Source organism: Georgenia alba (assembly GCF_042665525.1).
Taxonomy (GTDB): domain Bacteria; phylum Actinomycetota; class Actinomycetes; order Actinomycetales; family Actinomycetaceae; genus Allobogoriella; species Allobogoriella alba.
The window spans coordinates 866,087-885,189 of the sequence record NZ_JBHTCQ010000001.1 but is presented as its reverse complement, the minus strand read 5'-3'; the positions used below and the strand labels follow the sequence as shown (position 1 = coordinate 885,189).

The following is a 19,103-nucleotide window of genomic DNA, read 5'->3' as shown; positions in this document are numbered from 1 at the left end:
CTCACTCGTCACGGTCGCCGGCCCGCTGCGCCTGCTCGTCGGTCAACTGGCGGTCGCTCTCACCGCCGCCTTCGCCCCCGCGCAGCACCCGGGCGCTCTGCCACCCACACCAGGGGCAATACTCCTCGAGGAGCTGCGCCGTCGGGGCGGTCTTGCCGCAGCTCGGGCAGGTCTCCTTCGGCTCGATGGCCTCGCGCCAGGCGACGGTCCCCGTGTCGGTGCCCGCCGGAAACTCCAGCCCGTAGCGCGCCGCGGTGTCGAAGGAGGCCAGCGCGGCGCGGATGCGGATGCCGAGCAGCTCGACCCCGGCGACGGAGACCATGATGTCGGCGTTGAGGACCAGGCCCTTGTCGAGCAGGGTCTCGACCACGTGGGCGAGCGTGCCCTCGCGTTCGCGCTGTGGCTCGAGCTGCCGGCCGGTCCCGGTGGCGAGGCGGTTCCCGGGCCCGCTGCTGCGTTCCATGGGGAAGCTGCCCTCCGATGTCCGTTCGGCGGTCATGCGCGTCACCTGTCCGCGCGGCCGCGCACGTAGCGCTCACCGCGTCGATAGGCGATCAGCTCGCCGTCGTCGTCCAGCTGCACCTCGTACTCGGCGAGGACGTCCGCCGAGCTCGGGACGTGTGCGTCCTCGACGACCTCGAGGACCACCGTCCAGGCTCCGCCGTCGCGCTCGACGGCGACGACGCCCTCGACGTCGCGGTTGCTCAGCGCGCCGAACTGCTCGAGGGCCGCCCGCGCGGCCTTCCTGGCCCCGAGGCGTGGTGTGTCGTCGCCGGAGCGGTCGTCGCGGGCGTCCGTGTCCTGGTCGTCGGTCTTGGTCTCGCTCATCGTCCTCCTCCTTGCCGGGCCCGGCGGTTCGCCTCCACCAGCCTGGCGACAAGTGCCTCCTCGACGGCTTCGGCCTCGGCCGGGTCGATCTCGCCGTTCGTGCGCGCCTCCTCGACCCGCTCGAGCTGCCGGCGGATCTTGCCCGCGTCGTAGTACTCACGCTCCGCCTCGTCGCGCACCTGCTCGGCGACCCACACGGTGCCCCGTACGGGCGCCAGGGGCAGCGACACCAACTCCCACAGCAGTCCCATCAGGACTCCGTGAAGTCGTACGGTGCCTGCGGCCCGACCAGCCGGAAGGTGATCCGTCCGACTGTCCGTGCCGCGAGCCCCTCCAGCGCGTCCTCGAAGTGCTCCACCTCTGCGCGCCGGACCAGCACCGCGACGTCGAGGACGTCCTCGACCTCCGCGCGCTCGCGGACCGCGAGGTCGGCGACGTACGGCGCCAGCTCGTCCTGGAGCGCGGCGGCGTCCTCGGCACGCTTCCGGTCGAACCCTGCGACGACGAGCTCCCCGAGGCGCACCCGCTCGTAGTAGGTGGAGTCCTCGTCCCGGCCTCGCGTTGCCTCCCGGAGCTGCCGAATCTCCGGGTCCTCCTCGACGAGCTCGGCCATCACCGTCTCGCCGACGTACCGGGCGCGGACGGCGAGCTGCACGACGTCGGCCAGCCGGTGCAGCTCGTCGACGTACTCGTCCTGCTCGCCGGCGACCGCCGGGGCGAGGGAGTCCGCATCGGGCATCGCGGTGCCGAACTGCACCGGCAGGACCGGGCCCGCCTGTGCCGCGGCGTCCAAGACGCTCGCATGCGCGCGTATCTCGGCTGGCAGGCCGATCAGCTCGGCGTCCGGCACCTCCGAGACCAGCGCCGAGACGCGCCCGAGGTCGACAAGGCGCACCGCGCCACCGTCGATCCCGGTCAGGTCCTCGGGGACCACGGTTCCCGGCAGCACGAAGCCGTACAGATACAGCAGCCGCTGTCCCTGCTCGGCCGGGGCCGTCACGACGAGCTCCTCCCGGACGTGCTACGGCGCCGTGTCGACGCAGAGCGCTGCCTGGTCTCCCGCTGGCTCGAGCGGCGCGGCTGCTCGGACTGCTCCTCCTCCTGGCCGCCCTCGTCGTCGTTCTCGTCCTCGGAGTCGGAGCCGGTCAGGGCTTCCTTGACCCCGCCCAGGATGCCCTGGGTCTTGCCGCTGCTGCCGCTCTGGGAGACGTCTTCGACCATCTCTGGCAGGTCACGGCTCTGCTCCGTCAGGTCGAGGCGGTTCGTGGCCTCCGCGAACCGCAGGTACGTGTCGACGCTGGCAACGACGATACGGGCGTCGATCGTGAGCACCTCGATGCCCACAAGCGAGACGCGGACGTAGGCGTCGATGACGAGCCCCTTGTCCAGGATGACCTCGACGACGTCCGCCAACGACGACGGAGTCGGACGCTCGACGTAGCTGCCGCGCCGCCGGGTGGTGGTGACCTCGCTCATGCTTCCCTCCCTGGTGGTGGGTTTACCTGTTTCGGTCGTGGTCGTCGGAGTCCTCGGGTTCCTCATCGGCGTCAACGGGCTCCTCGCCCGCGGCCTGCTCGTCCTCGAGGACCTCCTCGTGGGTCCGGACGGTCTCGCCGTCCTCGATCTCGGCACGGAAACCCTCGGTGTCCTCGGGGTGCAGCACGACGTCGCGCATCACGTGCCGGACGAAGAACTTCAGCTCGAGCCGGATGCGCCGGTTGGCGGCCCGCCAGATGTTGCCGGTCTTCTCGACGAACCCCTGCGGGCGGTACTCGGCCACGAGCACAAGGCGCGTGAGGTCGTCGGCCAACGGGTGGAACGTCACCACGCCGCTGATGTGGCCCTTCTGGCCGGAGGACTCCCACACGATCCGGCGGTCGGGGACCTGGTCCGTGATGGTGGTTTTCCACTGCCGGTGGGACCACAGGACCTGACCGCCGAGGGTCACCTCGCCGGCGTCCTCGTCGAGGTCGGCGTGCTCGACCTTCTTCATGAAGTCGGGCCAGCTCTGGTACGCGGTCCACGCGTCGTAGACGACGTCGACCGGGGCCCCGACGTCGATGCTCTCGACGATGTTGTTGAACTTGAACCTGCTGCGGTCTTCGCCCCCACCGCCGACGGCGCCCTTGACCTTCTCCTTCAGTCCGGTGACAGCGGCTGCGACGCCCGCCTTGACCGGAGAGTCGCCCTGGGCCAGCTTCTCGGCACCCTCGCTCGCTGCGGAGCCGGCGGCGCCGCCACCACCCTCGGCGTAGGCCGTGAGGCGGTCGGAGACGTCACTGACCTTGTCGGTGAGGCGGCCGACGGCGTGGCCGCCGAGCGCCTTGGCGTAGTTCGTCGCCGATTCCTTGAGATCGGCCAGGAGGTGGCCTCCGGCCTCCTTGCCGGCCCCCTGCGCAGACTTGGCGTTCATCGCTGGTGGTCCCTTCCCGTCGGTCGTCGCGGCTCGCTCAAGAACGGCTACGCGACCCGGACTGCTTGCTCCTGGTCCCGGAGGACCCGCTCCGGCTGCTGGAGGACTTCTTGGTGGTGCCGGACGTCTTCTTCTGCGTGCCACCGGAAGACGTGCCCCGGCCGCCGCTCGAGGAGCCCTTGCTGCGACTGGAGGAGCCCTTGCCCGTCTTCTCCGCTGCGGGCTCGTCCTCGGCCGGCTCGTCCTCGGCCGGCTCGTCCTCGGCCGGCTCGTCCTCGGCCTGCTCGTCCTCGGCCGGCGTCTGCTCCTCGTCCGGTTCCTCGGCACCGACCTCCGAACGGTCCTGGTCCTCCTGGTCCTCGTCCTCAGCGGCCTGCCCGCTCAGCTGCTCGGTCCGCGCACGAAGGTTCGCGCTGAGGGATTCGACCCTCCGGGTGACCGCCGCAGCCGCCGCGGCCTTCCCGGCGTCGGCGAGGCGTCCCGTCGCCTCTCCGGTCAGCCGCCTCACCCCGGGTGACGCCAGCACGGAGTCACGGACGGCAGTCACCTGGTCGGGGTTTGCGCGAAGCTGCTTGCCCGCCACTGCCGCGGCGAGCATCAGCGCGGCCTTGCCCTTCCTGGTGCGGCCCAGGACGTAGCCGCCGAGCACGAGTCCGGCGAGCTTGAGCTTCTGGTCCATCTCGAACCTCTCAGCGATCTCGGTTACGGCGCGGACATGACCCGCGGCTGCTGTCTTCCACCCCCCGTCGTTGCAGAGTGACACAGGGTCGGCGGGTACGCGCGGCGAGAGGAGTGCCGGCCGGCCGTGCGACGATGACGGCACGCTCGCGGCAGCGAGGCAGGAGCGACGACGTAAGGGTGTGCCGAGGGTGCGGTTCCAGGAGCAGGTCGTGCTCGTCACCGGTGCCGCGCACGGCATCGGGGCAGCGGTGGCCCGCCGGCTGCACGGTGAGGGCGCGACGGTCGTGCTGGCCGACCACGACCTCGACGCGGCCGACCGGCTCGCCGCCGACCTCGGCGAGCGCGTACTGGCGGTGCGCTGCGACGTCCGGGACCGGGAGTCGGTCGACGGCGCGCTGCGCACCGTCACGCAGGCCTACGGCCGTCTGGACCAGCTGGTCACGGTGGCCGGCGGCGCCATCGGTTCGCCGGACCTGACGCAGCTGGACGACGAGCAGTGGGAGGCCGAGCTCGACCTCAACCTCACCGGGGTCGTGCGCAGCGTCCGCGCCGCGCTGCCGCTGCTACGCGCCAGCGCGCGTGCCGCCGTCGTGATGGTCTCCTCCGTGAACGGGCTCGCCGCGGTCGGCGGTGAGGGCTACGGGGCGGCGAAGGCCGGGCTGAGCAACCTCGCGCAGAACCTCGCCGTCCGGCACGGACCGGAGGCGATCCGGGTGAACGTCGTGGCACCGGCCAGCATCCGGACCAGGGCCTGGGACGACCAGCAGGAGAGCCTCGCGCTGCTCCCCCGCCTCTACCCGCTCGGGCGGATCGGCGAGCCGGAGGAGGTCGCGGCCGCCGTCGCGTTCCTCGCCTCGGCAGAGGCCTTGTGGATCACCGGTGTGACCCTCCCGGTCGACGGCGGGCTGCTCGCCGGGCCGTTCCGGTTCATGCAGCACCTCGTCGAGGAGCATGGACGCCGCGACGGAGAGCACAAGATTGACGACTCGGCACACGATTGACGACTCGCGCGCCGGGGTGGGTCAGCGTTCGAGGCGGTCGGCGAGGAAGTCCCGGGCGTGCCTGGCCAGCTCGTGGTTGTCGCTCCACAGGTTCCGCCAGATGGCCAGCGTGCTGGACAGTGCGGGGTGCACGACCTCCGAGGAGAAGGACTCGAAGGTGACCACGCCGTCGTACCCGGCCTCGGTGAGCGCGGGCAGGAACTCGTCCCAGCGCACGTTGCCGGTGCCGAGCGGACCGCGGTGCGACTCCCCCACGTGCACGTACCCGAGGCGTCCGGCCCGCGCGGCGGCGAGCACCGGGTCCCGCATGCTCCGCTCCTCGATGTGCATGTGGTACGTGTCCAGGTGCGCCAGGACGTTGTCCCGGCCGACCTGGTCGATGTAGGCGAGGGTCTGCTCGGTGGTGTTGAGGATGTTGGTCTCGTACCGGTTGCAGAACTCCAGCCCGAGGCGGATGCCGGAGGCCGCTGCCTCGTCCGCCAGGTCAGCGATGACGGCCTGGGAGTGCGCGACGCCGCGCTCCGTGGCGGGCTCGTCGTACTTGCGGAGTGCGGAGAAGATGACGCCGCACAGCATGTCCCCGCCGACGTCCCGCACCAGGTGCAGGGCGTCGAAGAGGCGGCGCCGGCCGACCGCGACGATCTCCTCGTCCTCGCTCGAGACGTCCGTGGCGGCGTCGAGCCCGAGTGACGCGGTCGCGCCCAGCCCGTTCTCCGCGAGCAGCCGTGCCGTCATCTCGACGTCGAAGACAGACGGGTCCATCGCGCTGAGCTCGATGAGGTCGTAGCCGGCCTTCGCGCTCGACTCGATGGCGAAGCGGGCGCTCGCCTCGCTCCAGTCGCCGACCCAGACCATGCTGTGGATGCCGAACCTCATGGGACCACTCCTTCTTCTCGTGTGCTCCGCACGCCCGTCACGTGCTCAGGCCGTACCGGCGCGAGGTCACCCCGTTGAGCAGGGCGGCGCCGACGAGGATGACGCCCAGCGCGAGCAGCTGGACCTGGGAGGCGATGTTGCCGGCGACGAGCAGCAGGATCCCGGCGTCCAGCCAGACCACCAGCAGCGCGGCCAGGACGACGCCGGCCACGCGGCCGATCCCGCCGGTGATCGCGACCCCGCCCAGCACCGCGATCGTGATGGCGGGCAGCGCCATCCCGTTGCCGGCGGTCCCCGCGTCCGGCCGGGCGGAGGCGAACTGGGAGACGGTGACGACGGCGACGAGCCCGGAGATCGCGCCCGAGACGACGAACGCCCAGGCCCTGGTGCGGCGCACGTCCAGACCCGCCCACATCGCGGCGACGTCGTTGGTGCCGATCGCGTACAGGCTGCGGCCGTACAGCAGCCGTGAGACGAGGATCCACACGACGACGACCGTCGGGAGCAGGAAGAGGAAGACCCCGAACGGCACGAGCGGCACGTACGGCCCGATGAGCGGCAGCTCCACCGTTCGGGACAGGTCGTACAGACCCTGGATCGGCGGGGAGTTGATGGGCCGCTGGGCGTTGACCACCAGCGCGAGCGACCAGTACGCGTAGTACGTCGCCAGGGTCGCGATGAGCGGGGGGAACCCGAGGTAGGCGACCAGCACACCGTTCACCGCGCCGAGCAGACCCCCGACCACGACCGTCGCGGCGAGCGCCAGGGGCAGGCTCCACCCCCACAGGCCGTACGCGAAGCCGAAGAACATCCCGGCGAGGGACACGATCGAGCCCACCGAGAGGTCGATCCCGCCGCGTCCGGAGACGATGACGACGAGCTCGGCGAGCGCGAGCATCGTCAGCGGTACGGCGTTGATGAGGACCGCCGACATGTAGTCGAAGTTGTACGAGGCGGACAGGCGCCCCGCGGCGTCGAGCGCGAACATCACGACGACGACCAGGACCACCAGGACGGCGAGCAGCACGAGACGCTGGGTGAGCAGGGCCCGCAGCACGCGGCCACCGACGCCCTCCGCGTGCGGCCCGGCGCTCGCCGGCTCACCGGTGGGCGTCCGGTCCGAGGTGGCCTGGCCGGGCCTCTCGTTGCCGGTCGGGCTCATCGGCGTCGCCTCCTCTCGCGCACGAGGTCGGTGCCGACCGCGATCACGATGAACAGGCCGACGAAGAGGTTCGCGAGCTGGGACGGCCACCCGAGCTGGGTGACGCCCGAGCGGACGGTCTGCACCAGCAGCGCCCCGAGGACGCTGCCGAGCACCGAGCCCCGTCCGCCCATGATCGAGGTGCCACCGATGACCACGGCGGCGATCACCGCGAGCTCCTGACCGACGCCGACGTTCTGGTCGAGGGTCGCGGTGCCGCCGGCGAGCGTCATGCAGGCGGCGAGGCCCACGAGCGCGCCGGTGACGACGTACGCACTCATGACCCGGCGCTCGACAGGGATGCCGGCGAGCCGCGCGGAGGCCTGGTCCCCGCCGATCGCGAAGTAGTGCCGGCCGCTCGCGGCGTGCCGCACGTACCACCAGGCGACCGCGACGATGAGGAGCATCAGGACGAAGCTGTGCGGCACCTCGAGGGTCCGGCCGGCCTCGCCCCGGCCGAGGAACGCGAAGGTCGCCGGGATGTTGTTCACGGTCTGCGAGTCGAAGATCCGCAGCCCGATGAACTGGAAGATGTTCGCGGTGCCGAAGGTGATGATGATGGCGTGCACGCGGCCGTACGCGATGAGCAGGCCGTTCACGGCGCCGAGCAGACCACCGAGGGCGACCGAGACGGCGAGCGCCGGCAGCATCGGCAGCCCGGTGCCGACCAGCAGCTTCGCGGTGACGACGCTGCAGACCATGAGCGAGGCGGCCACGGAGATGTCGATGCCGCCGGAGACGATGACGAGGGTCATCCCGACCGCCATGACGCCGATGGGCGCCAGCCGGACCAGCAGCGGCTGGATGGAGTCGGCCGAGCCGAACGCGGGGGTCAGCAGCGTGAGCAGCACCCAGATGACGGCGATGACGCCGACGAGCACGATCTCCTGACCGGTCACCGGAGGCGGCAGGATCCGCTCCCGCCGGCGCAGCGCGCCGATCACGAGGCCACCTCACCGGAGCCAGGACCGTCGACGTCGTCACGCTGGCCGGCCGCGGCGGCGAGGACCTCGGACTGCCGCGCGCGGGCGGGGAACTCGGCGAAGACGCGTCCCTCGCGGATCACCACGAGGCGATCGGCGATCCGGATGGCCTCCCCGAGGTCCGACGTCGTCACGAGCACCGCGGTGCCGGCGTCGGCGAGCTCGGAGACGATGAGGTGGATCTCCTCCTTCGCGCCGATGTCGACGCCCTGGGTGGGCTCGGCGAGCAGCAGCACCGCTGGCCGTTCGACGAGCTGGCGGGCCAGGACGACCTTCTGCGCGTTGCCGCCGGAGAGGCTCCCGACCGGCGTGCGCTCGTCCGGCGTCTTGATGGCCAGCCGCGCAATGAGGTCGCGGGCGACGCCGCGTTCCCGGCCGCGGTCCATCCAGGCGCCCAGCCGCCGGAAGACCCCCAGGTTGCCGACCGAGATGTTGAACGCGACCGACTGGAAGGTGAACATGCCGCCGAGCTTGCGGTTGGCCGGCAGCAGGTTGATGCCCAGGGACCGCGCGTGCCGCGGCGAGCGCGGCCGGATCGAGTCCCCCTCGAGCGTCAGCGTCCCCCCGGTGATCTCCTCCACGCCGTACACGGCGGAGGCGATCTCGGCGACGCCGGACCCGACCAGGCCGTAGAGCACCACCACCTCCCCGGCCGCGACCGTGAGGTCGATGCCCTCGAACCGGCCGGCGGAGGTCAGGCCGGACAGGGCTAGGCGCGGCTGGCCCCCGGCCGGCTCGCGGTCGTGCCGGCCCTCGAGGATCTCCCCGCCGACCATCAGCTCGGCGATGCGCCGCACGTCCATCTCGGCGAGCTCGTAGGTGCCGAGCGTGGAGCCGTCACGCATGACGGTGACCACGTCGGCGATCGAGAACAGCTCGTCGAGGCGGTGGGTGATGTAGATGATCGCGACGCCCTGCTCGGCGAGCCGGCGGATGGCGGTGAACAGCACCTCGATCTCCGCCTGGGTGAGGATCGCGGAGGGCTCGTCGAGGATGAGGACCCGGGCGTCGCGGGAGAGCGCCTTGGCGATGGAGACCTGCTGCTGCTCCGCCGCGGAGAGGGTGCTGACCTCCCGGGTGGCCAGCGAGGCGGGCAGGTCGAGGCGACCGAGCAGCTCGACGACCTGGCGGTTCTGCTCGACCCAGTCCACCCGGCCACGACGGCGGATCTCCCGGCCGACGAAGATGTTCTCCGCGACCGTGAGCTCACCGAAGAGCTGCGCCTCCTGGTAGACGGTGGCGATGCCGAGGTCGATGGCGCCGGACGGTCCGCGCACGTGCGTCTCGGCGCCGTCGAAGGTGATCGTCCCGTCGTCGAGCTGCTCGGCGCCGGAGAGGATCTTGATGAGCGTGGACTTGCCCGCCCCGTTCTCGCCCACGATCGCGTGGACCTGCCCCGGCAGGAGCGTCAGGTCCGCGTGCCGGATCGCCTGGACGCCGCCGAACCTCTTGGTGACCCCGCTCAGCGTGAGCAGCGGGGTCTCCGCAACGGTGTGCATGGGTGTGCTCCTCGGTGCCGCCGACCGGCCGTCGGCCGGGCGGCGGCCCCCGGTCCGTCAGTAGTCGAAGTCGCTCGCGTTCTCCTCGGTGAGCACCAGCGGCGGGCCCAGCAGGAGCTCCTTGGTCTCCTCGTCGAACGTCACACCGGTGATGTCCTCGCTGACGTCGTTCTCGGCCTGGAACTCCTCGCCGCGGGCGAGCTGCACGCCGGCCCATGCGGTGAGGTAGCCGAGGTGCTCCACGTCCCACAGGATCGAGCCGGAGGAGGACCCGTCCTCCAGATAGGGCACCATCGACTGCGGGGTGCCGACGCCGACGGTGAAGACCTCGCCGATCCGGCCGGCGTCCCGCACGGCCTGCGCCACGCCGGGCGCGGAGGTGGTGCACTGGCCGACCAGGCCGTTCAGCTCCGGGTTGGCGTTCATGAGGTCCGTGGCCATCTCGGTGGCGCGGGCCTGGTCCTCGCCGGCGTAGACGACCTCGGTGATCTCGACGTCGGGATACTCCGACTCGGTGTACTCCTGCTCGACCTCGATCCAGGTGTTGAGGTTCTCGGCGGTCTCGCCGCAGGAGACGATCGCGAACTGGCCGGAGCCGCCCATCGCCTCGACGAGCGTGTCCACCACGTACTCCCCGATGCCCTGCGCGGACGCCTGGCTGACGAAGACCTCCCGGACGGAGCTGGGCGCGTCCGTGTCGGACGTCGCGACGTGGATGCCGGCGTCCTGCGCCTCCTGCAGCACCGGAGCCATCGAGTCCGGGTCGTTCGGGGCGACGATGATGACGTCGACCTGCTGCTGGATGAGGGAGCGGACGATGTCGGTCTGCTCGGCGGGGTCCGCCGTCGTGGGGCCCTGGTACAACCACTCCAGGCCGTCGATCTCCTCCGCGGCGGCCTGGCCGCCGGTGTTCATCGCCTCGAAGTAGGGGATACCCTGGATCTTGGGGACGAACGCGACGGTGACCTGCTCGTCGCCGCCGTTCCCGCCGGCGTCACCCTCGCCACCGCCGCCTCCGCCGTCGGTTCTCTCCGTGCAGCCGGCAAGGGCCAGGGCGGCCGCCGCCGTGGCGACCACGGCAGCGCGAGCGCTACGGATCCTCATGATGAACCTCCTCGACGGCCACGTCGGCGTCTGGACGAGTTGTGCCGGCACGTGATGCGTGCCTCTCGCGCAACATACTCCCGCAACGGTCCCACCAGCGGCGATTGGGTTCCGGTCTGCGGGACGACGACGCAGGGCCCGGGCTCGCGGCCGGGCCACGTGGGCGACACACCGGCGGTCGGAGGTGCTGATCGGGTGACGTTCGGGGCGCCAGCCAGCAGGATTCGCTCCATGGCAGAGGATCTGTGGGGCGTGGACCGGTTGGACCTCGAGGGGTACTTCGCACGCGTGGACCTGCCGCCCCGCGTGCCGAGCCGGTCGGCCCTCGACGAGCTGCACGAGCGACACGTGCGGACGTTCAGCTTCGACAACATCGACGTGCTGCTCGGCCAGCATCCCGGCGTGGACCTGGAGGCGGTCCAGGGCAAGTTCGTCGGACGGGGCCGCGGTGGGTACTGCTTCGAGCACTCGACCCTGTTCGCCGCCGTGCTGCAGCGGCTGGGCTATGAGGTCCGGCGCCACCTCGGCCGGGTCGGCGATCCCGCGGCCGGGACGATGCAGGGCCGGACCCACATGACGGTGGAGGTGGTGCTGGACGGCGAGCGGCTGCTGTGCGACCCGGGATTCGGGCTGAGCCTCATGCGTCCGATCCCGATCGCCGACGGCGCGGAGGAGGGCCACCTCGGCTGGCGGTACCGGCTGCTCGACACGCAGTGGGGCTGGCAGCTGCAGCGCCACCGGGACGGCGGCTGGGAGGTCATGCACAACACCGACGAGCTCGAGGTCCGCCCGGTCGACACGGTCATGGGGCACTACTTCACGAGCACGTTCCCCGGTTACCACTTCACGACCGGGCTGATGCTCACCATGCACGGGCCGGACCGGCACACGTCGGTCTCGACGGACGCCGTCACGGTCCGCCGGCCCGGCCGGCCCACCGAGCACCGTCAGCTGCGCGACGGCGAGCTGCGCGACCTGCTGCACGAGCTGGGCGTGCCGCTGACGCCCGAGGAGGAGGACCGGCTGGTGGCCCGCGTGGCCGAGCTGCGCTCGCGTGCCGGCACGACCTGAGGCGCCGGGCAGGACCTGCGGCCGGCATGACGTAGGCCTCGGGAACGTCGGGATCGCGACGTTCCCGGGGCCTAGGTCCGAGAGCGGAGACGGTGGGATTTGAACCCACGGACGGGTTGCCCCGTCACGGCCTTAGCAGGGCCGCGCACTAGACCAGACTATGCGACGTCTCCCAGTCCGTAGGACAGGCTACCTGGCGCCCGCGGCCGGGCAAAAAGGCCCGGCGAGTGGTCTCGCACACGCATCCGTGTGCCGACTCGGCGGGAGGGGTGGGCGCGGGCGGGGTTCTGGCGGAGGGTGGGGGATTCGAACCCCCGGAGGTTTCCCTCAACGGTTTTCAAGACCGCCACATTCGGCCGCTCTGTCAACCCTCCTCGTCGCGCACGACGGACCACGCCGCGCACGACAGCGGACCAGTCTACGGACCGAGCACACGCCACCCGGACCGCGGTCACGCATGGGGACCTCTCCCCCGCGTCGACGCTCCGACTCCCACCCGGCGGACGCGCCACCACGCGTACGCTCGCGCCCATGGGGGGTCAGGAGGTGCTCACGGACGGCGTCGGACGCGCGCGGGCGCTGCGGGTCAGCGACGTGCTGCTGGCGTCGCTGGTGTTCACCGTCTACTGCGTGATCGCGCTCGTGCCGCTCAGCATCGTCCAGGAACGGACGTGGGACCCGGGCGAGATGGGGTCGATGTTCGCGCTGATCGTCGTCGGCATCCTGCTCGCCCTGCCGATGTGGCTCTTCTTCGCGTTCCTCTTCGGGGTCCCGGCGCTGTTCCTGCGCACCGGCACCCGCCCCCTGTGGTTCGTGCTGTGCTTCGCCGTGGCCGGCCTGCCCTTCGCGCTCGTGGCGCAGGAGGCGTTCTACTGGGACGACGAGGCGCTGGCGTGGCGGGTCCTCGAGGTCGTGATCTGCCTCGCGATCTCCGCCGCGGGCGGCGCGCTCGCCGGACTCGTCGCCTGGCGCCGCGCACGTTGGCGGGCAGACCGGGCGCGTCCGACGACGTATCCGAGCCCGCCGTCCGGCACACTGGGCGGGACCTGAAACGGAGTTCCCATGCCTGAGGCCCGGCGCCGCGCGCTCCAGGCGAGCGACGTCCTGCTCGCCACGCTCACCTACACCGCGTTCTGGGCGGTGACGATCGTCGTGGTCTCGGTCGCCGACCGCCTCTCGGCCCAACCGGCCGGACTCGCCGGCGGGCTGCCGACCTGGTTCCTGGCGACCCTCGGCACCCTGCCGATCTTCGTGGGCGCCGGTGCGGTGTTCACGGTCACCGGGCTCGCGCTGCGCCGTCCGGTCCGGGACGTCTGGCTCGTCGTGGCGTTCGCCGTCGCCGGCGTCGTCGCGTTCGCGCTGGTGATACTGGCGCTCACCGAGTTCTCCGGCGAGCTCTTCGCGCTCGACTGGGGCCTGCGTCAGGTGGTGACGCTGGTGGCGCTTCCGGCCGCCGGCGGGACCCTGGCCGGCCTCGTGTCGGCTCGGCGGGCGGGCCGGCGCGCCGACGGCGCCGTGCCCGCCCGGTAGCCCGGCCCCTACCGGCTGGAGAACGCCGCGTCGAACGCCGCGTCGGAGGGCTCGTAGCGGGAGAGGTTGCGCACGAACTGCAGAGCCTCCGGTGCGCCGACCAGCCGGTCCATCCCGGCGTCCTCCCACTCCACGGACAGCGGCCCGGCGTACCCGATCGCGTTGAGCATGCGGAACGCGTTCTCCCACGGCACGTCACCGTGTCCGGTGGAGATGAAGTCCCAGCCGCGGCGCGGGTCCGCCCACGGCAGGTGCGAGGACAGCCGGCCGTTGCGCCCGTTCGCCAGCCGCTTCTTGGTGTCCTTGCAGTGCACGTGGTAGATCCGGTCCTGGAAGTCCCACAGGAAGCCCACCGGGTCCAGGTCCTGCCAGACCATGTGGCTGGGATCCCAGTTCAGGCCGAACGCCTCACGGTGACCGATGGTCTCCAGCGTCTTCACCGTGGTCCAGTAGTCGTACGCGATCTCCGACGGGTGGACCTCGTGCGCGAACCGCACCCCGACCTCGTCGAAGACGTCCAGGATCGGGTTCCACCGCTCCGCGAAGTCCCGGTACCCCGCCTCCACGAGCTCCTCCGACGCGGGCGGGAACATCGCCACGTACTTCCAGATCGACGAGCCGGTGAACCCGGTGACCGTCTTCACGCCCAGCTTCGCCGCCAGACGCGCCGTGTGCTTCATCTCCTCCGCGGCCCGCTGCCGCACCCCCTCGGGATCGCCGTCACCCCAGACGTTGTCCGGCAGGATGTCGCGGTGCCGCTGGTCGATCGGGTCGTCGCAGACCGCCTGCCCCTTGAGGTGGTTCGAGATCGTCCAGACCTTCAGCCCGTTCCGCTCGAGCACCTCGAGCTTGCCCTGGACGTACGCGTCGTCGTCCCATCGCCACGGGTCGAGGTGGTCGCCCCAGCAGGCGATCTCCAAGCCGTCGTAACCCCACTCGCCGGCGAGCCGCGCCACCTCCTCGAACGGAAGGTCGGCCCACTGTCCGGTGAAGAGCGTGATCGGTCGTGCCATGTCGCGTGCCTTCCTCTCCTGTCAGACCTGGGTCCAGCGCGTGCCGTCCGCGCTGGACCGCTCGACGGCGTCGAGCACCCGCTGGACGTGCAGACCGTCCTCGAACGACGGCGTTGGGTCCTCTCCCGCGGCGACGGCGCCGACGAGGTCGACGACCTGGTGGGTGAAGCCGTGCTCGTAGCCGAGGCCGTGCCCGGGGGGCCACCAGCTGCCGGTGTAGGGGTGGTCCGGCTCGGTGACGATGATGCGGCGGAACCCGGACGTGCGGGAGTCGTCCGTGGCATCGAAGAGCTGCAGGACGTTCATCTCCTCGAAGTCGAACGCCAGCGACCCGGAGGTGCCGCTGACCTCGATCCGCATCGCGTTCTTGCGGCCCCAGGCGAACCGGGTGGCCTCCAGCACGGCCGGGGCACCGGAGTCCAGCCGGGCGGTGAACAGCGCCGCGTCGTCGACCGTCACGGGGCCTCGCTCGCTGCCACCCTTCCCGTGCAGCCCGCTGAAGCTCTCCGCGACCGGCCGCTCCTTGACGAACGTCTCGAGCATCCCGGCCACGCCGGCGAACCGCTGCCCGGTGACGAACTGGGTGAGGTCGACGATGTGGGCGCCGATGTCGCCGAGCGCCCCGGAGCCCGCCTTCTCCTTGTCGAGCCGCCAGGACAGCGGCGCCTCCGGGTCGGCGAGCCAGTCCTGCAGGTACTGCGCGCGGACCTGGCGCACCTCCCCGATCCGGCCCTCCGCGACGAGCTGCCGCGCGAGCTGGATCGCCGGAACGCGCCGGTAGGTGAAGCCGACCATCGAACGGACACCGCCCGCACGCGCCTTCCGTGCCGCGTCGACCATCGCCTCGGCCTCGGCCACCGAGTTCGCCATCGGCTTCTCGACCAGCACGTGCTTGCCGGCCGCGAGCGCCGCCTCGGCGATCTCGGCGTGCGTGTCCCCGGGGGTGCAGATGTCCACGAGGTCGACGTCGTCCCGCTCGACGGCGCGACGCCAGTCGGTCTCGACCTCCCGCCACCCGAGCTGCTCGGCCGCGGACCGGGCGGCAGCGTCGCTGCGCCCCACCAGGACCGCCATGTCCGGGGCCATCGGCAGGTCGAAGAACCGTGGCGCCACGCGCCAGGCCTGGGAGTGTGCGCGCCCCATGAACGCGTAGCCGATCATCGCCACGCCCAGGCGCGGCCGGGATGTCTCCCCCATGTGTCCTCCCTTGTCAGGACTCGAAGGCTGTGTCGAGGTACTGCTCGACGTTATCGGCCGTGACCACCGGCGCGTGCAGCTGGATCGTGCGCGGCACCTCCACCTCGACGAGGTCGCTCATCGCCTTGCCCTGCGCGAGCAGCCGGGCCAGCCGGATTCCGTCGGCCGCCTGCGTCGCGGGGTAGATGACCGTGGCCTCGACCACCGAGTCACCGGACTGGATCTCCCGCATCATGTTCGCCGAGCCGGCGCCGCCGACCATGAAGAACTCGTCCCGGCCGGCGTTCTCGATCGCGGAGAGCACCCCGACGCCCTGGTCGTCGTCGTGGTTCCAGATGGCGTCGATCTGCGGCGCCGCCTGCAGGAGGTTCGAGGCCGCCTGCTCCCCGCCCTGGACGGTGAAGTCGGCGGCAACCCGGTTGGAGACCTCGAGGCCGCAGTCGGACAGCGCGTCCTCGAAGCCCTGGCTGCGGTCCTGGGTGAGCGGTAGGGAGTCGATGCCCGCGATCTCGGCGACCACGGCGTCCGGCTGGTCGCCGAGACGCTCGCAGATGTACGTCCCCGCGGAGACACCCATCCCGTAGTTGTCGCCGAGGATGGTGGTGCGGGCGGCGAACGGGCTGGAGAACTCCCGGTCGACGTTGACCACGGGGATGCCGGCCTCCATGGCCTGGGTCGCGACCTCGGTCAGCGCCGCGCCGTCGAACGGCAGCACGACGATCGCGTCGACGTCGTCGTTGATGAACTGCTCGATCTGGCTGATCTGCAGGTTGACGTCGTTCGTGCCCTCGGCCACCTGCAGGTCGATGTCCTCGTACCGTTCTGCCTCGGCCTGCGCGGCACTGGTGATGGCACCCATCCAGCCGTGGTCGGCCGCCGGGGCGGAGAAGCCGATGGTGACGGTCTCGCCCGGCTCGTCGTTGCCGCCGACCGCGACGGGGGTGCTCTGCCCTCCGCCACCGCCGGCTGCGTCGCCGCCGGTGTCCTGGGGCTCGTTGGACGTGCACCCGGCCACCACCAGGGCGGTCGAGGCGAGGCCGGCGAGCAGCAACCGGCGTGGGGTTCGGGACATGGTTCCTCCTTGAACGGGCATGACTGGTCGAAACGCGGCCGGGCTAGGTGCTCCGGTCGCGGGCAAGACGTTGCTGGAGCAGGACGGCGACGACGATGATCGCGCCCTTGGCCAGTGCCTGGGCCGAGATGTCCATGTTGTTCTGGGTGAAGAGGTTCGTCAGGGTCGTGAAGATCAGGACACCCAGGACGGTGCCGACGATGGTGCCGCGTCCACCGGCCAGCAGCGTGCCGCCCACCACGACGGCGGCGATGGCGTCGAGCTCGTAGAGGTAGCCGTTGGTGGACGTCCCGGCGCTGGTGCGAGCCAGCATCATGACGGCTCCGATCCCGGCGCACAGTCCGGAGATCGCGTAGACGTACATCGTGTGCCGAGCCACCTTGATGCCCGCCAGGCGGGACGCCTCGGGGTTCCCGCCGACGGCGACCGTGCGGCGCCCGAAGGTGGTCCGGTTGAGCAGCACCCAGCCGGCGACGGCGACGACCGCGAAGATCCACACGATGACCGGCACGCCGATCAGGTCGCCACGGAAGAGGTCGAGGAAGGACTGGGTATCGACGATCTGCGTCTGGCGGCCGGAGATGACCTCGGCAAGTCCGCGCGCGGCGACCAGCATCGCGAGCGTCGTGATGAAGGCGACCACCCGCCCGTAGGCGATGATGACGCCGTTGACCAGGCCCGCCGCGGTGCCGACGGCGAGGGCGGTGAACACCATGACGAACCAGCCGACGTCCTGCGCCATCGTCTGGGTGGCCAGCGTTGTCGCCCACACCGTCGCCAGCCCGAGCACCGACCCGACGGACAGGTCGATGCCGCCGGCCGTGATGACGAAGGTGACCCCGATGCTGATCACGCCCAGCACGGCGGCCTGCCGCAGGACGGTCATGATGTTGTCGAGGCTCACGAAGTCCGCGCCGGAGGTGATGATGCCGGCGACAACGATGAGCCCGAGGGCCACGACGAGCCCGAGGCTGCGGCTCAGGCCGATGGCGCCCCACCGGCCCGTCCGGGCGTCGGCGATCGTCGCCGCGGCCTGCGCGCTCGGCTCGGTGCCCGGCTGTGTGTCCGGGCGGACGGTCTCGTCGCTCACGCGTGGCTTCCTTCCATGACGAGGTCGAGCACGCGGTGCTCGTCGATCTCGAGTGCCGGGCCGGAGTGGGCGACGCGTCCGTCCGCGACCACCAGGACGGTGTCGGCGAGGCCGAGGACCTCCTCGATCTCGCTCGAGACGAGCAGCACCGCGGTCCCCCGGCGGGTCAGCTCGCGGATCAGCGCGTAGATCTCGGCACGGGCGCCCACGTCGACGCCGCGGGTGGGCTCGTCGAGCAGCAGGACGTCGCAGCCGCGGTCCAGCCAGCGGGCCAGCATCGCCTTCTGCTGGTTGCCGCCGGACAGCGTGCGGACCGCCCGCCCGACGTCCGGCGGTTGGAGGTCCAGGGCCGCGGCCTGCTGACCGGCGGCGCGACGCTCGGCAGGCTCGTCGAGGAAGCCGCCGCGAGCGTACCGGGCGAACGTGGACAGCGTGATGTTGCGGTAGACCGGCTCGTCGAGCAGCAGGCCCTGGCTCTTGCGCTCCTCCGGCGCGAGTCCGATACCGGCGGCGACGGCGGACGCCACGGAGCCGGGCCGCACGGCTTGCCCGCGGACGCGGACGGTGCCCGAGCTCGGGCGCCGCGCACCGCAGATGGTCTCCAGGATCTCTGATCTGCCGGAGCCCACCAGGCCGGCCAGGCCCACGACCTCGCCGGCGTGCACCGTGAGGGACACGTCGGAGAACTCTCCGTCCCGGGCCAGACCCTCGACCTCGAGCACCGGTTCGCGCTCCGTGACGGTGACGTCGGCACTCTCCCCGGGTCGCAGGACGGCCTCGAGGTTACGTCCAGTCATGAGGCGGATCAGCTCGGGCGTGGGGGTGTCCGCCACGGCGAGGCCGCGCGCGACGGTCCGCCCGTCCTTGAGCACCGTGAGGCGGTCCCCGATCTGCCGGATCTCCTCCAGGCGGTGGGAGATGTAGACGACCGCGATGCCGCCGGCGGCGAGGGTGCGCACCACCCGGAAGAGGTTGTCGACCTCCTCCGGGTCCAGGACCGCGGACGGCTCGTCCATGACGATGAGCCGGGCGTCGCGCGAGAGGGCGCGGGCCATGGAGACGATCTGCTTCCCGGCGGCGGAGAGGGTGCCGACCTCCCGGCCGGGCCGGATCTCGGGATGGCCGAGGTGGTCCAGCAGCTCCCGGGTGCGGGCATGGGCACGGTGCCGGCGCAGGAAGCCGCCGGCGGAGAGCTCGTGCCCGAGGAAGATGTTCTCGGCGACGCTGAGCCCGTCCACGACGTCGAGCTCCTGGTACATCGTCGCGACGCCAAGCTCGAGGGCGGCCATGGTCGTCGGGAGGGTGACCGGCTCGCCTCGCCAGGTGATCTGGCCCGCATCCGGTCGGTGTGCGCCGGCGAGCACCTTGATGAGGGTCGACTTGCCGGCCCCGTTCTGCCCGAGCAGGCAGTGCACCTCGCCGGTCGCGATCTCCAGGTCGACACCGTCGAGCGCGCGCGCACCCGGGAACGTCTTGACGATGCCTTCCATCGTCAGCAGGGGCGGCTCCGTCGCCACGCCGTGGTCGGCCATGTGTGGGAACCT

The 19,103-nt window shown here is 71.5% G+C and carries 21 protein-coding genes and 2 tRNA genes; 4 read left to right on the top strand and 19 right to left on the bottom strand.

From position 1 onward, the window contains the following. Nucleotide 1: 1 nt before the first annotated feature. Genes ACFQQL_RS04140 through ACFQQL_RS04110 form a run of 7 tightly spaced genes read right to left on the bottom strand, consistent with a single transcriptional unit; the run spans nt 2 to nt 3,920 of the window. Nucleotides 2-499, bottom strand: coding sequence for a gas vesicle protein (locus ACFQQL_RS04140; protein WP_382391536.1), 498 nt, complete (start codon nt 497-499; stop codon nt 2-4). 5 nt (nt 500-504) lie between these two features. After that, nucleotides 505-828: a gas vesicle protein GvpO gene (locus tag ACFQQL_RS04135; protein ID WP_382391534.1), complete on the bottom strand. Its 324-nt coding sequence runs from the start codon at nt 826-828 to the stop codon at nt 505-507. Beyond that, nucleotides 825-1,079 carry a gas vesicle protein GvpG gene (locus ACFQQL_RS04130; RefSeq protein ID WP_382391532.1) on the bottom strand — a complete coding sequence of 85 codons (255 nt, stop codon included), beginning with the start codon at nt 1,077-1,079 and terminating at the stop codon, nt 825-827. Before ACFQQL_RS04130 ends, ACFQQL_RS04135 begins: the two co-directional genes overlap by 4 nt. Next, the gene (locus ACFQQL_RS04125; RefSeq protein WP_382391530.1) at nt 1,079-1,828 is read right to left on the bottom strand and encodes a GvpL/GvpF family gas vesicle protein; all 750 of its coding nucleotides are present in this window, start codon (nt 1,826-1,828) and stop codon (nt 1,079-1,081) included. The genes ACFQQL_RS04130 and ACFQQL_RS04125 overlap by 1 nt, the downstream gene beginning before the upstream one ends. Next, nucleotides 1,825-2,304, bottom strand: coding sequence for a gas vesicle protein GvpJ (gene gvpJ / locus ACFQQL_RS04120; protein ID WP_382391528.1), 480 nt, complete (start codon nt 2,302-2,304; stop codon nt 1,825-1,827). The genes ACFQQL_RS04125 and gvpJ overlap by 4 nt, the downstream gene beginning before the upstream one ends. A 22-nt stretch (nt 2,305-2,326) precedes the next feature. Next, the gene (locus tag ACFQQL_RS04115) at nt 2,327-3,241 is read right to left on the bottom strand and encodes an SRPBCC family protein (protein WP_382391526.1); all 915 of its coding nucleotides are present in this window, start codon (nt 3,239-3,241) and stop codon (nt 2,327-2,329) included. A 37-nt stretch (nt 3,242-3,278) separates the two neighbouring features. Then, complete coding sequence (locus ACFQQL_RS04110) at nt 3,279-3,920, bottom strand: hypothetical protein (protein WP_382391524.1); 642 nt, start codon at nt 3,918-3,920, stop codon at nt 3,279-3,281. Nucleotides 3,921-4,101: 181 nt separating this feature from the next. Here ACFQQL_RS04110 and ACFQQL_RS04105 point away from each other — a divergent pair, with 181 nt between their 5' ends. Beyond that, nucleotides 4,102-4,923 (top strand): SDR family NAD(P)-dependent oxidoreductase, encoded by an 822-nt coding sequence (locus ACFQQL_RS04105; RefSeq protein ID WP_382391522.1) that lies wholly within the window; start codon nt 4,102-4,104, stop codon nt 4,921-4,923. Between the two features lie 21 nt (nt 4,924-4,944). Here the strand turns inward: ACFQQL_RS04105 and ACFQQL_RS04100 are convergent, their stop codons facing one another. Genes ACFQQL_RS04100 through ACFQQL_RS04080 form a run of 5 tightly spaced genes read right to left on the bottom strand, consistent with a single transcriptional unit; the run spans nt 4,945 to nt 10,586 of the window. Continuing rightward, a complete protein-coding gene (locus ACFQQL_RS04100) occupies nt 4,945-5,799 on the bottom strand; it encodes a sugar phosphate isomerase/epimerase family protein (RefSeq protein ID WP_382391520.1) in 855 nt (284 codons plus the stop codon). A gap of 37 nt (nt 5,800-5,836) precedes the next feature. Continuing rightward, on the bottom strand, nt 5,837-6,961 hold the full coding sequence (locus ACFQQL_RS04095) for an ABC transporter permease (RefSeq protein ID WP_382391518.1): 1,125 nt from the start codon (nt 6,959-6,961) through the stop codon (nt 5,837-5,839). After that, a complete protein-coding gene (locus ACFQQL_RS04090) occupies nt 6,958-7,944 on the bottom strand; it encodes an ABC transporter permease (RefSeq protein WP_382391516.1) in 987 nt (328 codons plus the stop codon). The genes ACFQQL_RS04095 and ACFQQL_RS04090 overlap by 4 nt, the downstream gene beginning before the upstream one ends. Then, nucleotides 7,941-9,482, bottom strand: coding sequence for a sugar ABC transporter ATP-binding protein (locus tag ACFQQL_RS04085; RefSeq protein WP_382391514.1), 1,542 nt, complete (start codon nt 9,480-9,482; stop codon nt 7,941-7,943). Before ACFQQL_RS04085 ends, ACFQQL_RS04090 begins: the two co-directional genes overlap by 4 nt. 57 nt (nt 9,483-9,539) lie before the next feature. Further along, nucleotides 9,540-10,586, bottom strand: coding sequence for an autoinducer 2 ABC transporter substrate-binding protein (locus tag ACFQQL_RS04080; RefSeq protein WP_382391512.1), 1,047 nt, complete (start codon nt 10,584-10,586; stop codon nt 9,540-9,542). Between the two features lie 231 nt (nt 10,587-10,817). Between ACFQQL_RS04080 and ACFQQL_RS04075 the strand changes: the two genes are divergently transcribed. Then, nucleotides 10,818-11,657, top strand: a complete 840-nt coding sequence (locus ACFQQL_RS04075) for an arylamine N-acetyltransferase family protein (RefSeq protein WP_382391510.1) — start codon at nt 10,818-10,820, stop codon at nt 11,655-11,657. An 84-nt stretch (nt 11,658-11,741) separates the two neighbouring features. Here the strand turns inward: ACFQQL_RS04075 and ACFQQL_RS04070 are convergent. Together ACFQQL_RS04070 and ACFQQL_RS04065 are read right to left on the bottom strand one after the other, a co-directional pair. Beyond that, nucleotides 11,742-11,830, bottom strand: a tRNA-Ser gene (locus tag ACFQQL_RS04070). 115 nt (nt 11,831-11,945) lie between these two features. Continuing rightward, a tRNA-Ser gene (locus ACFQQL_RS04065) sits at nt 11,946-12,031 on the bottom strand. 157 nt (nt 12,032-12,188) lie between these two features. Between ACFQQL_RS04065 and ACFQQL_RS04060 the strand changes: the two genes are divergently transcribed. Beyond that, nucleotides 12,189-12,707 (top strand): hypothetical protein, encoded by a 519-nt coding sequence (locus tag ACFQQL_RS04060; protein WP_382391508.1) that lies wholly within the window; start codon nt 12,189-12,191, stop codon nt 12,705-12,707. Between the two features lie 12 nt (nt 12,708-12,719). Beyond that, complete coding sequence (locus tag ACFQQL_RS04055) at nt 12,720-13,187, top strand: hypothetical protein (protein WP_382391506.1); 468 nt, start codon at nt 12,720-12,722, stop codon at nt 13,185-13,187. An 8-nt stretch (nt 13,188-13,195) separates the two neighbouring features. Here the strand turns inward: ACFQQL_RS04055 and ACFQQL_RS04050 are convergent, their stop codons facing one another. Genes ACFQQL_RS04050 through ACFQQL_RS04030 form a run of 5 tightly spaced genes read right to left on the bottom strand, consistent with a single transcriptional unit; the run spans nt 13,196 to nt 19,091 of the window. Continuing rightward, entirely contained in the window at nt 13,196-14,200 is a 1,005-nt protein-coding gene (locus ACFQQL_RS04050) for a sugar phosphate isomerase/epimerase family protein (RefSeq protein ID WP_382391505.1), read from the bottom strand. 21 nt (nt 14,201-14,221) lie between these two features. Further along, nucleotides 14,222-15,397 carry a Gfo/Idh/MocA family protein gene (locus ACFQQL_RS04045; RefSeq protein ID WP_382391503.1) on the bottom strand — a complete coding sequence of 392 codons (1,176 nt, stop codon included), beginning with the start codon at nt 15,395-15,397 and terminating at the stop codon, nt 14,222-14,224. A 13-nt stretch (nt 15,398-15,410) separates the two neighbouring features. Then, the gene (locus tag ACFQQL_RS04040) at nt 15,411-16,469 is read right to left on the bottom strand and encodes a substrate-binding domain-containing protein (RefSeq protein ID WP_382391501.1); all 1,059 of its coding nucleotides are present in this window, start codon (nt 16,467-16,469) and stop codon (nt 15,411-15,413) included. Nucleotides 16,470-16,512: 43 nt separating this feature from the next. Then, nucleotides 16,513-17,559, bottom strand: coding sequence for an ABC transporter permease (locus ACFQQL_RS04035; RefSeq protein WP_382391499.1), 1,047 nt, complete (start codon nt 17,557-17,559; stop codon nt 16,513-16,515). Then, nucleotides 17,556-19,091, bottom strand: coding sequence for a sugar ABC transporter ATP-binding protein (locus ACFQQL_RS04030; RefSeq protein WP_382391497.1), 1,536 nt, complete (start codon nt 19,089-19,091; stop codon nt 17,556-17,558). Before ACFQQL_RS04030 ends, ACFQQL_RS04035 begins: the two co-directional genes overlap by 4 nt. Between the last annotated feature and the right edge of the window lie 12 nt (nt 19,092-19,103).